This is a genomic window from Mycobacterium sp., assembly GCF_035697385.1.
Classification (GTDB): Bacteria; Actinomycetota; Actinomycetes; order Mycobacteriales; family Mycobacteriaceae; genus Mycobacterium.
On sequence record NZ_DASSCY010000055.1, the window covers coordinates 1 to 12,718 of the forward strand.

A 12,718-nucleotide genomic window follows, 5' to 3' on the forward strand; every position below is an offset into this window, starting at 1 on the left:
CTTCATCAGCTCACCGGTCTGCGGCGTGATCTCCGACATCTTGATCATCACCCTGCTGCCGGCCGCGAATGCCGCCGTGGCGGGCAGCACGACCAGATTGAGCGGGAAGTTCCACGGGCCGATGATCCCGATGACACCCAACGGCGACGGCTGGACCTCTGCCTCAGCCCGAACAGCCGCGCGGCGCGCATGAGTTTGGTGGCCCGCATCCATTGCGGCACATGGGATCTAGTGTGTTCGATCACCGAGATCATGCCGAGGATCTCGGTGAACAACGACGCGGCTTTTGGCCGCGTGCCATAGTCTGCGTCCATCGCGTCGACGAACGCGTCGGCGTTGTCGAGCACGAGTGCGAGCAGCCGGTCGATGCGGTTGCGTCGCACGGCGACACTGGGGTGCCCCTGCGCCACGAAGGCCCGCCGTTGACGGTCAACGATCGCGCGTAGCTCGTCGTGACGACCGTCGGTGGTGTCGTCGACCTGCTCCTGGATTGTGCTCACGACCATCCCTAGGTGATTGTCTGGCGGCCCAGAATTGTTTACTGTCGACCTTACTGTCGATCGTTCGATGATACGACGGCGGTGCGCTGCGGCGGGAAGGATCGGTGGACATGGACGGCGAGCGACGCAAGATCATGGTGGTGGGTGCGGGCTCAGGCATCGGGGCAGCGGTCGCGACGCACTTCCACGAGCGCGGTGATCACGTGCTGGCCGTCGACGTGCGAAACCAGCAGACACCGGCATCGCAGCACGCGCAGTGCGACCTCCGCGACGCGGACAGCATCCGTGAGCTGCTGGACGGTGTCGGCGCCGGCTGGGACATGCTGGCCCATGTCGCGGGGATCCCCGGCACAGCACCAGCCACCGACGTCCTGAAGGTGAACTACCTCGGCATGCGTTTGATGACGGAAGGCATGCTGCCGCTGCTGCGTCAAGGCGGATCCGTCGTCGCTGTCGCGTCGACGGCAGCGCTTGGCTGGGACCAACGGCTCGACGTGTTGGCGGGCCTGCTCGAAGCGACCGATGCCGAATCCGTCGAAGAGTGGCAGGCCGGCCAGGATCCGGACTACCCGGTGTACAGCTCGTCCAAGCAGGCCGTGATCCTCTACGCCAAGCGACTCGCGGGTCCGGCAATGGCCAAGTACGGCGTGCGAATCAACACGGTCAGCCCGGGGCCGGTCGAGACACCGATCCTGTCCGATTTCGAGCAGACGATGGGCAAGGACGTGCTCGACATGGTCCGCTCGACCGTCGGAAGACACGGCACCGTCGCCGACATCGTGCCGGTGATCGCATTCCTTGGCTCCAGCGCCGCCCAATGGATCAACGGCCAGGACATACACGTCGATGCCGGCTTCATCAGCTCGATGACCTCAGGGCCGCCCATCCAGTTGTGAAAGCCCAGCATGTCGCCAGCGTAGGCATATACTGTAATATTTACAGTACCTATCGCAGGATGCCTGTCCGAACGACGATGCTGGAGATCAGCTGTGGAAAGCCCCGTGCAGGACGTCACGGTCGACCAGCCCGTCGACCTTCTTCATGACCCCTATCCGTACTTCGCGAAGAAGCGGCGGGAATCCGGTGTCTTCAAGGGCAGCGTCATGGACTGGTCCAAGACGCCCGAATCGATGATGCCCGAACACCTGTACGCCGCGGTGTCCTTCGACGCCGTCAACCGGGTATTTCGTGACGGCAAGGTGTTCAATTCGCACATCTACGACAGCACCATCGGTCTGTTCATCGGTCCGTCCATCCTGGCGATGGAGGGCAAGAAGCATTGGGAACACCGCAATCTCGTGTCTGCGGCATTCAAGTCGAAGTCATTGCTGCGGTGGGAACCGGAGATCGTGCGTCCCGTCGTCAACGGGCTGATCGACGAGTTCATCGAGACCGGTCAGGCCGACCTGGTCCGCGACTTCACCTTCGAGTTCCCGACCCGCGTCATCTCGAAGCTGCTTGGCCTGCCCGAGGAAGACCTGGCGTGGTTCCGTAAGCGTGCCGTCGAGCTGATCAGCTACACCGTCAAGTACAAGAAAGCATTCGAGGCTTCTGCAGCGCTGAAAGACTATTTCCTGCAACAGATCGAGCTGCGCAGGTCCGACCCAACCGAGGACATCATCGGCGATCTGGTCACCGCGGACATCGACGGCGAAAAGCTCAGCGACGAGGCCATCTATTCGTTCCTTCGCCTGCTGCTGCCCGCTGGTTTGGAGACGACGTACCGCTCATCAGGGAATTTGCTCTATCTGTTGCTGACGCATCCCGAGCAGTTCGCTGCGGTACAAGCAGATCACGAGCTGATATCCGCGGCCATCGAAGAGGGGTTGCGGTTCGAGACCCCCCTGACGACTGTTCAGCGATACGCCACCGAGGAAACCGAGTTGGAGGGCGTCAGCCTTCCCAAGGGCGCGGTGATCGACGTGTGCATCGGCTCAGCCAACCGAGACGAACGGCGCTGGGAGCGGTCCGAGGAGTTCGACATTTTCCGTAAGCGCGTGCCGCACATCTCCTTCGCCGCGGGCGAACACACCTGCATGGGACTGCATCTCGCGCGAATGGAGACGCGCGTCGCCGTCGAATGCCTGCTCGACCGGCTGACCAACATCCAACTCGTCACCGACGACGACCCACACATCTACGGCCAACCGTTCCGTTCGCCGACCGCGATTCCGGTGACGTTCGACGCCGCCGACTGACGCAGATGGCCAAGACCGCGATCGCTCGGACTCGCCGCCGGCGCAGCCGTGGGTCGATCAATGTGGACGAAATCCTCAACGGCGCCTTCGAAGTCGCCGCGCAGGTGTCCATCGACAACTTGAGCATGCCGCTGCTGGCGAAGCATCTCGATGTCGGTGTCACGAGCATCTACTGGTACTTCCGGCGCAAGCACGACCTGCTCGACGCGATGACCGACCGTGCACTGGAGCAATACGCGTTCACCGCGGCCTCGATTGATGCATCGAATTGGCGTGAGTCACTGCGCAATCACGCCCACACGATGCGCGAGGAGTTTCGCAGCAATCCGATCCTGTGTGACCTCGTCCTCATCCGCGGACAGTACGGCGGGCAGGCGTTGCAAGGCGCGCTCAAAGAGATTGAACAGCCGGTCGCAGCGCTCGTCGAGGCAGGACTCACACCCGAACAGGCCGTCGAAACCTACGGGGCGATCTCCGTACACACCCGGGCATCGATGATACTACAGCGGATACAGGACAAGACCGAAGGTTTTCCGGCGCAGCGGGATAGCGCGAATCGCTACATCGGTTTCGCCGATGAGATCGACTTCGACTACATCCTCGACAGCATTCTCGACCACGCCGAGGCGCTGATTCTCGCGGCCTAGTCGGCTGCGGCTCAGCCTTTCCATGGTTTCGCCTTGACGAACCCTCCGGCGTCCACGCGCAGCTGCGTGCCGGTGATGTAGCGCGAATCGTCGCTGGCGAGAAAGACCACGGTGTTGGACACGTCCTGGGGCTCGATGTAGGGAACCGGCATCGCCTGCATCAAAGGGAATGACGCTTCGGCATCCTCTCGCGTCGGCGACTCCATGTCCGGCCGGAACACCTTGTACATGCCCTCGTTATGCAACATGTCGGTGTTGACGTTGGTCGGATGCACCGCGTTGACCCGAATCATCCGCTTGGCCAGCTGGACCGACAGGTCGTTGACGTAGCGCGCCACCATCTGCTTGGCAAGGCTGTAGGCCGAACCGCCGGGGCCCTGGTTGGTGGCGCTTCCGAGCTGAGCAGCCAACGAGCCCGTCGCGATGATCGAGGCGCCGTCGTTCACGTGCGGCAGGCTGGCCTGAATCACGTTGAAAACGCCCACCAGATCGGTGTCGATGGTGTCCGACCACGACTGGATGGTCTGGCCCTTCCCCATCGCGCAGATGCCCGCGTTGGCGACGACCACGTCGAGCCGGCCCAACTCGTCGACGCCGTCCGCGATCGCTTTCCACACGGCGCTGCGCTCACGTACGTCGACGATCGCGGTGTGGCACCGCACGCCTTCCTTCTCGACGAGTAGTGCCGTTTCCTCCAGATCCTCTGGCCGCGCCAGCGGGTACGTGTTGCCCTCCAGATCGGCACAGATGTCCAGCGCGATGATGCTTGCGCCCTCGGCAGCGAGATTGATTGCGTGGGAACGACCTTGGCCCCGCGCCGCGCCTGATACCACCGCGACCTTGTTGTCCAGCTTTCCCACTCGTGTCTCCTGCGTCAGCTCTGCCGGGGAACCCGGAATCCGATTGTCTTTGTCTCGAGGTATTGCTGGAAACCCTCGATGCCGCATTGTCTGCCGACACCGCTGTTCTTGTAGCCGCCGAACGGCGCGTCGGCGCCGTAGAACATTCCGCCGTTGACCCCGAACGAGCCCGTGCGGATGCGGCGGGCGATGTTCATCCCGCGTTCGGTCGACGCCGACATCACCGCTCCCGACAGCCCGTAGGCGCTGTCATTGGCGATGCGGACTGCTTCGTCGTCGTCGTCGAACGGAATCATGATCAGCACCGGCCCGAACACCTCCTGCTGCGCGATCGCGGCGCTGTTGTCGACGCCGACGATCACGGTGGGCGCCACATAGTGGCCGCCGGCGAGGTGGTCGGGCAGGTTCTCGACAGGGCCCCCGCCGACGGTGATCTCGGCACCGTCGCGGCGTGCTTGCTCGATCGCGTTGAGCACCCGCTCCTTCTGCGCCGCGCTGATCACCGGTCCGACAAGGGTTTCCGCGTGCACTGGGTCGCCGACAGGCACGGCTTGATAGGCGGCGGTGACGTTGGCGACGGCCTCGTCGAACAGCGAGCGGTGGACCAGAAGCCGCGTGGTTGCCGCGCATGCCTGCCCGGCGTGCACACAGACGCCGACCGCCGTCATGACGATCCGGGCCGGGTTGGCGTCATCAAGCACGATCGACACTGACTTGCCGCCCAGTTCGAGGAACATCCGCTTCATGGTGTCGGCACCTTGGCGCATCAGCATCTTGCCGACGGCCGTTGAGCCGGTGAACGAGATCATGTCGACCCGCGGATCGGTGCCCAGAATTCCGGCCACCTCGTTGGACGGGGTCGGCACGACGTTGACCACCCCGGCAGGGATGTCGGTGTGCTCAGCGATCAAACGGCCGAGCCGCGTTGCATTCCATGGGGTATTCGGGTCGGGCTTGAGCACGAGGGTGTTGCCGGTGGCCAGTGCTGGACCGAGCTTGTTGAGGATGACCTCGATGGGAAAGTTGGACGGCGTGATCGCGGCGACCACACCGACCGGCTCCTTGACGACCGTGCGCACGTTGCGCTCGCCGAACAACCCGCCGCCGTCAAGCGTTCGCTCCCAATCGAAGTCGTCGATCAACCGCGCGGGATAGCGCAAAGCGTCTGCCAGCGGCCAGTCGAGCTGTGCCGATTGGGTCGTCATCGCCGGACAACCGACCTCGGCGATGAGTTCGTCGCGCAGGTCTTCCTTCTCGGCCTCGATCGCCGACTGCAGTTGCTCCAGGCATCGTCTGCGCAGTGGACGGTTGGTCGACCAATCGGTTTCGTCGAAAGCACGGCGCGCGGCCGCGACGGCCCGCTCCATGTCCTGCGCCTGGGCGGCGGCAGTGCTGCCGAGCACCAGGCCGGTGGCGGGGCTGAGGTTGTCGAACTCTTCGCCGGAGACGGCCGCCACGAGTTCACCGTCGATAAGCATTCGGGATTCGGCCCGCTGCGCCGCTCGCCGGCCCACCTCGACGCTGGTCTCGGTCCGCTCTTCGACGTCGCTCACCTGCACCTCTACAATCGGATTATGCGGGACGATCAACTGTAAACATTACAGTAGGTTATTACAATAGCCGGCCAACCGTCAGGAGAGGGCAACTTGATCAAGGTGATGGAGGGCGTACGAGTCCTCGAAGTTGCACAGTTCACGTTCGTCCCAGCGGCAGGCGCCATCCTCGCCGACTGGGGTGCAGACGTGATCAAGGTAGAGCATCCAGTTCGCGGTGACACGCAGCGCGGCTTCATCAATATGGGCGGCTTCCAGCTGAACCCAGACCGGCATCCGCTGATCGAGCACCCCAATCGCGGTAAGCGAAGTGTCGGCATCGACGTCTCGAAGCCGAATGGCCAGGAGGTGCTGTATGAGATCGCGAAGACCGCCGATGTCTTCCTGACCAATTACATGCCTGCCCAGCGCCAGAAGAACAAGTTCGACATCGAACACATCCGCGCGGTCAACCCCAACATCATCTACGCGCGCGGCAGTGCGTACGGCGACAAGGGTCCCGAGCGCGACGTCGGAGGATTCGACGGGACCGCGTTCTGGACGCGCAGCGGCGTGGGGCACGCGCTGACGCCGGAGGAGATCGGTGGTGCGCTGTCACAAGGCATTCCGGCGTTCGGAGACTCGATCGGCGGCATGAACATCGCGGGCGGGATCTCTGCAGCGCTCTTTCATCGAGAGCGCACCGGCGAGGCTGTAGAGCTGGACGTATCGCTGTTGAGCACGGCGTGGTGGGCGGCGGGCGCGAGCGTCACCCAGGGCATGGAGACAGGCGAGACGATGCGCTCGCTTATGCCGAATTCAACCGGCCCGAGCGTGAACCCTTTCATGGCGAACTACCTGACGTCCGACGGCGGCACCATCAACTTGTGCATCGTCAGCCCGACCGGCTACATCCGCGATGCGTTCGAACATCTGGGTCTGCCGGAGCTCGCCGACGACCCCCGCTTCAGCGACGTGATGCCTCTGATTGAAAATGCCGCGGCCGCAGTCGAACTCATCACGGAGGCGATCCGCAGCAAGCCGTTCGAATACTGGCGCCAGCATCTGAAGACGATGAAGGGGCAGTGGGCGCCGTTCCAGAGTCTTATCGACCTTGGCGCCGACGAGCAGGCGATCGCCAACGACATGATCGTCGAGGTGGAAGCCACCGACGGCGGAGAGCCGTTCAAGGTCGTGCGGGGTCCTGTGCAGTTCAACCACGAGGCGCTCGAAACCACTCGGGCGCCGCAAGCGTCGGAGCACACCGAGATCGTGCTGATGGAACTCGGCTTGGATTGGGACCGCATCGAGGCGCTCAAGGACGCCGGCGCCATCGCCTAGTAGCGATTTGTGTGCAGTTTGTTGCGCTCGTCACCGCTCCTGAACGCTCACAAATCGCTGAGACACTTCGACGGGAACGCCCGTCAGCCACGACATCCCGGCGAGCGCCTCGACGTCCTTCGGATCGCTGGACATCAGCTGGTTCACGTTGACGCCGCCCGCGCGGTTGGCGAGCTGCCAGCCGCCGGTGCCCTTGTGCCCCCACCCGTGCGGAACGGCGATGGTGCCGGGGACGATGTCGGCGGTCAACGAGACGGGCAGCGCGATCTCGCCGTACGGCGACCGGACCGCAACAGTATCGCCGTCGGCAATGTGGCGTTGCGCAGCGTCGTCGAAGTGCATGAGTGCACGGTGAATTCGCTCGCCGCGCATCAGTAGCGGCGCGTTGTGCATCCACGAGTTCTCCGAGCGCGGCTCCCGCATGCCGATCAGTCTCATCGGAAACGCCGCAGGATTGCTACGCCGCGACAGGTTGGCGATCTCGGTGGCGATGTCCTCGTGTGCCAGTCGGACCCGGCCCCGGCCGTAGACCACCACATCGCGCAGCACGCCGGTGCGGATGTGCGGTGCGACGACCACCCCGTGGGGATGCTGCTCGGTCAGCCGGCGGAACGTCAAACCCCCACGGCGCAAACCGAATCGGTTCCCTCCGTCCGACATCCGGATCATCATGTCGATGACGGGACGCGGGGTGAGCGGCTTGCCGAACGCGTTGGCGAGCTTGCGGGCAAGGCCCATGACGGCGAACATCGGCGTGCGGCCGGCCATCCGCGCTGCCAGCTCGTCGATGATCTCCCACTCGGTGCGAACCTGGCCCCGCGGCGTGACGACCGCTTCGGTGGCTTGTCGAAACGGCGTCGCCTGGAATGTCTGGAACGTCACGGCGAAGTCGTCGCGCTCGTACATCGTGGTGACGGGCAGCACGTAGTCGCACAATGCCGTCGTCTCGTTGACGTACAAGTCCAGCCCGACTATCAGGTCCAGGCCGGCGACCGCGGCCTCCAACTCGTCGCCGTTGGGTACCGAGAGCACCGGGTTGCCCGCGCTGGTGAACAGCGCCTTGATCTGCCGCTTACCCGGAGTCGAGATCTCTTTCGCCATCAACGCGGCCGGCTCGGCGGCAGCCACCGGCCGGAAACCGCCGATGCGCGACCGCTTTCGGCGGTAGGCGCGCCGGGAACCAGCACCTATCGCTTTCATTCCCCATCTGTTGCCCGGCATGCCCAGCGTGCTGAAAACACTGCCGCCGGGCGCATCGAGCTTTCCGGCGACGATGTTGACAGCGTCGATCAGGTACGCGGTCAGTGTGCCGTTCTGTCCCACGCAGGTGCCGAAGCGGCCGTAGACGGCGGCGCACTGCGTCGCCGCAAGGTCATGGGCCAACGCGCGCACGGTCGCGGGCTCGATGCCCGTGAGTGCGGCGGTGTCTTCGGGTGTGAACGGCGCGCATTGATGCGCGAGCCAGTCCAGACCGTCGGCCTGGGACTCGACGAGGCCGCGGTCGACCAAATCGTCGGCGAACATCACCTGCAGCAGCGACAGGAGGAAATACGCGTCGCTGTCCGGAACGATGCCCAACCACTCGAACTGCTCGGCGGTCTCGGTCTTGCGCGGGTCGACGACCACGACCCTTCCCCCACGCTTGACGATGTCATGCATGCGGTCTTTGATCCGCGGGACGGTCAAGAAGCTGCCGTGAGAGACAACGGGATTGGCGCCCATCATGACGAGCAGATCGGTGCGCATCATGTCGGGTATCGGCACCGATGTCGGTGTGCCGTAGAGGAACTGACTCGCCGCCAGCCTGTTGCTGGTGTCCTGGGACGATGCGGTGAAGTAGTGCGAATGCCGTCCGATTCCTTTGATGAACGCCATCACACCGAACAGGTGCGAGTAGCTGAACGCGGCGGGGTTGCCCATGTACCAGCCGATCGCACCCGACCCGTGCCTGCGGTGGATCTCGGTGAGCCGGGCTGAGATGTCTGCCAGCGCCTCATCCCAGGTGACCGGCTCGAAGCCGTTCGGTCCGTGTTGCTCCCCGGGTCGCTTCGCTCCTGCCCGCCGGCGCCGCCGCAGCGGAGTCGTGACGCGGTCGGGGTCGTTGACCACCTCGGTGAACGCGATGCCCTTCTGGCAGGCGAAGCCCGACGATAGCGGATGCTCCTTGTCCGGCCGAAGCGCCACGAGGTGGCCGTCCTCGACGGTGGCCACCATGCCGCAAAGCGGCTCGCAAATGCGGCAGAACGTGGGCTTGTGCTCGATCACGGGTGCCACGCTGACTAAGATACTGTAAGAGTTACAGTTGCTGTAGGGTTTTGCCCGATGACGGAGGTTCGCTACATGCAGAAGGCCCTCGCACCCGACATCTCGACGTGGCCTGACGACGTTTCGCAGCTGATCGGCAGCCGGTGTGGCAATTGCGGCGCCACCACCTTCCCCGCCCAGCAGCGCTGCCCGAAGTGCAGCAAGGGTGAGATGACCGAGCAGGTGCTGCCACGAAGGGGCACGTTGGTGGCGTGGACGACACAGGGTTTCCCGCCAGGGCCGCCGTACAAGGGTCCTGTGGGCAAGGACTTCGTGCCGTTCGGTGTCGGGCTCGTTCAACTCGATGACGTGGTCCGCGTTGAGGGCCGCCTGACCGAGAACGATCCGGCCAAGCTCGAGTTCGGCATGCAGGTCGAGCTGACGATGGTGCCGTTCGCCACCGATGACGACGGCAACGAGATCGTGACGTTCGCCTTCAAGCCGGTCTAGAGAGGATCTCGCACATGACCAACGACGTGGCCATCATCGGCGTCGGCCTGCATCCCTTCGGTCGCTTCGAGGGCAAGTCCGCCATGGAGATGGCCGTCGACGCCATCTTCGCCGCGGTCGACGACGCCGGTGTCGAGTGGAAAGACGTCCAATTCGCCACCGGCGGCAGCTGGACCGTGGCCAATCCGGACGCGATCGTCGGCATGGTCGGACTGTCCGGCATCCCGTTCACCAACGTGTTCAACGCGTGCGCCACCGCGGCCAGCGCCGCCAAGGCGTGCGCCGATGGAATCCGGTTGGGCGACTACGATATCGGTATCGCCATTGGCCTGGACAAACATCCGCGCGGAGCCTTCACCGAAGACCCCGCATTGGTGGGGATGCCGAGCTGGTACGCCGAGAACGGGCAATACCTGACTACGCAGTTCTTCGGAATGAAGGCCAACCGCTACCTCCACGACCACGGCATCTCGCAGGAAACGCTCGCCAAGGTGGCGGCCAAGAACTTCCGTAACGGCGCGCTGAACCCGAACGCGTTCCGGCGCAAGCCGATCCCCGAGGACCAGATCCTCAACTCGGCCATGCTGAACTATCCGCTGACCCAGTACATGTTCTGCGCGCCCGACGAAGGCGCCGCGGCGGTCGTCATGTGCCGGGCCGACATCGCGCACCGCTACACGTCGAAGCCGGTGTATCTGCGCGCGGTTGAAGTCCGAACCCGCCGCTACGGCGCCTACGAGGTGAACACCACGTTCGCGCCCGTCGAGGAGGACGTCGCTCCCACGGTCTACGCGGCACGGGCTGCCTTCGAAAAGGCCGGTGTCGCACCGGAGGACGTCGATGTCATCCAGCTGCAGGACACCGACGCCGGGGCCGAGGTCATCCACATGGCCGAGTGCGGCTTCTGCGCCGACGGCGAGCAGGAGAAGCTTCTGGCCGACGGTGCCACCGAGATCAACGGCCCTCTGCCCATCAACACCGATGGCGGCCTGATCGCCAACGGCGAGCCGATCGGTGCGTCCGGGCTGCGGCAGATCCACGAGATCGTCCGGCAGCTGCGCGGCGAGGCGGGCGACCGCCAGGTGCCGGGCGCGCCCAAGGTCGGCTTCACGCAGCTGTACGGCGCACCCGGCACCGCCGCGGCGACGATCCTGACGACCTGAGAGGCAGTTCATGACTCAGTTCACCGATGCGCCGATCTTCGACGCCGATCAGCACATGTACGAAACAGCCGAGTCGCTGACGAAGCATCTTCCCGAGAAGTACTCCCGGGCAGTGCAATTCGCTCAGATCGGACGGCAAACCCGGATCGTCATCAACAACAAGGTCACCGATTTCATCCCGAACCCCACATTCGAACGGGTCGCCGCGCCTGGCGCGCACGAGAAGTTCTTCGCCGGCGAGAACACCGAGGGCCTGACCCTGCGCGAGATGCAGGGACCGGCGATCGAAGCGCCTGCTGCCACTCGCAATCCCGTGGACCGCGTGCAAGAGCTCGACCGCCAGGGCGTCGTCGAGGCGCTGAATTACCCGACTCTGGCAAGCCTCGTCGAACACTCCTCCGCCGACGATCCCGAGCTCACCCTTGCGATCATTCACGCGCTGAACCAGTGGATGCTCGAACATTGGACCTACAACTACGAGAATCGTGTGTTCTCGGCACCGATCATCAACCTCTCCGAGGTCGACGGCGCGCTGCACGAATTGGAATACCTCCTGGACAACGGCGCCAAGGTCGCGCTGATCAAACCCGGACCCGTCAACGGAATTCGCGGATGGCGGTCACCGGCACTGCCCGAGTTCGACCCGTTCTGGCGTGAGGTCGAGGCCGCCGGCCTACCGATCGTGCTGCACGCCAGCTATCCCCCACTCGACGACTACATCTCCAAGTGGGAACCGCCGCACACCCAAAACTTCATGGCCCAGAGCGCATTCCGGTGGATGGCGCTGGGCCACCGCGAGATCGCCGACATGATCACCAGCCTGATCTGCCACGGCACGCTGACCCGCTTCCCGAAGCTGCGGATCGCCAGCGTGGAGAACGGCAGCTCGTGGATCTACCCGCTTTTTCACGACTTCGCAGACCTCTACAAGAAGATGCCGCAGAACTTTCCCGAGCACCCGCATGACGTGTTTCGGCGCAACATCTGGGTCAGCCCGTTCTGGGAAGGCTGTGTTGCCGACGTTGTCGACACCGTTGGCTGGGACCGCGTGCTTTTCGGCTCCGACTATCCGCACCCCGAAGGTCTCGCGGAACCCAAGGGCTTCTGGAAGTACGCAGAAGGAATGGACACCCGCCGCACGTATGACTTCATGGGCGATAACGCCCGACGGTTCATGGGCGTGCCGATCGCCAACCCCGACCCGGAAGCGGTCAAGCCCCCGGCGCTGGCCAGGGCCTAGATCACTTCACCGCCCAGCGCGTCACTTTCATCAGCACATTGTTGATCCGGCCGGAGATATACACGGCGACAAGGCCGTTGAAAATATCCATTCTGAGCCTCGTCAGCTTGGAGCTCTTGATGCGCCACTGCCCATCGATCTTCTCGTAGGTCTCGTGATAATGCCCGTATCCGCGCAGGTTCACGCCGGGCCCGAACCGGACCACATCCTCCAGCGCCCACACACCGCGCGCGGTCGTCGCTGACGTCAGCTCGATCTCCGGCGCGTGCACCTGATGCACGGTGGCTTGATTCCTCAGGCTCTTGCGAGTGAACGCGACGAACTCGTCGGCGTCTTCGATCACCTTTCCGCCGGACTCGGCTGTGTCGCTGAGGAAATCGTCGGTAAAGAGGCCGCGCCACGCCACCCAGTCCTTGGTGTCGAGGTACCTGCAGTAGCGGGCCTTCAGCTGCTTGATCGCCTCGATATCCGATGTCGTCACTT

General features: G+C 64.0%; 11 protein-coding genes and 1 pseudogene. 7 read left to right on the forward strand and 5 right to left on the reverse strand.

What is annotated here, in order from left to right; translation table 11 throughout:
• A pseudogene (locus VFH65_RS04880) lies at nucleotides 1-437 on the reverse strand (aldehyde dehydrogenase family protein); the annotation flags it as partial.
• Between the two features lie 173 nt (nucleotides 438-610).
• Between VFH65_RS04880 and VFH65_RS04885 the strand changes: the two are divergent.
• The 3 genes from VFH65_RS04885 (at nucleotide 611) to VFH65_RS04895 (ending at nucleotide 3,345) form a co-directional block, all read left to right on the forward strand.
• Nucleotides 611-1,396: a coniferyl-alcohol dehydrogenase gene (locus tag VFH65_RS04885; RefSeq protein WP_353320021.1), complete on the forward strand. Its 786-nt coding sequence runs from the start codon at nucleotides 611-613 to the stop codon at nucleotides 1,394-1,396.
• A 93-nt stretch (nucleotides 1,397-1,489) separates the two neighbouring features.
• A complete protein-coding gene (locus VFH65_RS04890; RefSeq protein ID WP_353320022.1) occupies nucleotides 1,490-2,698 on the forward strand; it encodes a cytochrome P450 in 1,209 nt (402 codons plus the stop codon).
• Between the two features lie 5 nt (nucleotides 2,699-2,703).
• Nucleotides 2,704-3,345: a TetR/AcrR family transcriptional regulator gene (locus VFH65_RS04895; protein WP_353320023.1), complete on the forward strand. Its 642-nt coding sequence runs from the start codon at nucleotides 2,704-2,706 to the stop codon at nucleotides 3,343-3,345.
• 11 nt (nucleotides 3,346-3,356) lie between these two features.
• Here VFH65_RS04895 and VFH65_RS04900 read toward each other — a convergent pair whose 3' ends face one another.
• On the reverse strand, nucleotides 3,357-4,205 hold the full coding sequence (locus VFH65_RS04900; protein ID WP_353320024.1) for a mycofactocin-coupled SDR family oxidoreductase: 849 nt from the start codon (nucleotides 4,203-4,205) through the stop codon (nucleotides 3,357-3,359).
• 14 nt (nucleotides 4,206-4,219) lie between these two features.
• Nucleotides 4,220-5,683: an aldehyde dehydrogenase family protein gene (locus tag VFH65_RS04905; protein WP_353320049.1), complete on the reverse strand. Its 1,464-nt coding sequence runs from the start codon at nucleotides 5,681-5,683 to the stop codon at nucleotides 4,220-4,222.
• A 180-nt stretch (nucleotides 5,684-5,863) separates the two neighbouring features.
• On the opposite strand from VFH65_RS04905, the gene VFH65_RS04910 reads away from it, so the two are divergent.
• Nucleotides 5,864-7,078, forward strand: coding sequence for a CaiB/BaiF CoA transferase family protein (locus VFH65_RS04910; RefSeq protein ID WP_353320050.1), 1,215 nt, complete (start codon nucleotides 5,864-5,866; stop codon nucleotides 7,076-7,078).
• A gap of 30 nt (nucleotides 7,079-7,108) precedes the next feature.
• Here VFH65_RS04910 and VFH65_RS04915 read toward each other — a convergent pair whose 3' ends face one another.
• A complete protein-coding gene (locus tag VFH65_RS04915) occupies nucleotides 7,109-9,352 on the reverse strand; it encodes a molybdopterin-containing oxidoreductase family protein (RefSeq protein WP_353320025.1) in 2,244 nt (747 codons plus the stop codon).
• A 66-nt stretch (nucleotides 9,353-9,418) separates the two neighbouring features.
• On the opposite strand from VFH65_RS04915, the gene VFH65_RS04920 reads away from it, so the two are divergent.
• The 3 genes from VFH65_RS04920 to VFH65_RS04930 are packed head-to-tail and all read left to right on the forward strand — an operon-like array spanning nucleotide 9,419 to nucleotide 12,235.
• On the forward strand, nucleotides 9,419-9,832 hold the full coding sequence (locus VFH65_RS04920; protein ID WP_353320051.1) for a Zn-ribbon domain-containing OB-fold protein: 414 nt from the start codon (nucleotides 9,419-9,421) through the stop codon (nucleotides 9,830-9,832).
• A gap of 14 nt (nucleotides 9,833-9,846) precedes the next feature.
• A complete protein-coding gene (locus VFH65_RS04925; protein WP_353320026.1) occupies nucleotides 9,847-10,995 on the forward strand; it encodes a thiolase family protein in 1,149 nt (382 codons plus the stop codon).
• Between the two features lie 10 nt (nucleotides 10,996-11,005).
• A complete protein-coding gene (locus tag VFH65_RS04930; protein ID WP_353320027.1) occupies nucleotides 11,006-12,235 on the forward strand; it encodes an amidohydrolase family protein in 1,230 nt (409 codons plus the stop codon).
• Nucleotide 12,236: 1 nt separating this feature from the next.
• On the opposite strand, the gene VFH65_RS04935 is transcribed toward VFH65_RS04930, so the two are convergent.
• Entirely contained in the window at nucleotides 12,237-12,716 is a 480-nt protein-coding gene (locus tag VFH65_RS04935; protein WP_353320028.1) for a nuclear transport factor 2 family protein, read from the reverse strand.
• Nucleotides 12,717-12,718 lie beyond the last annotated feature (2 nt).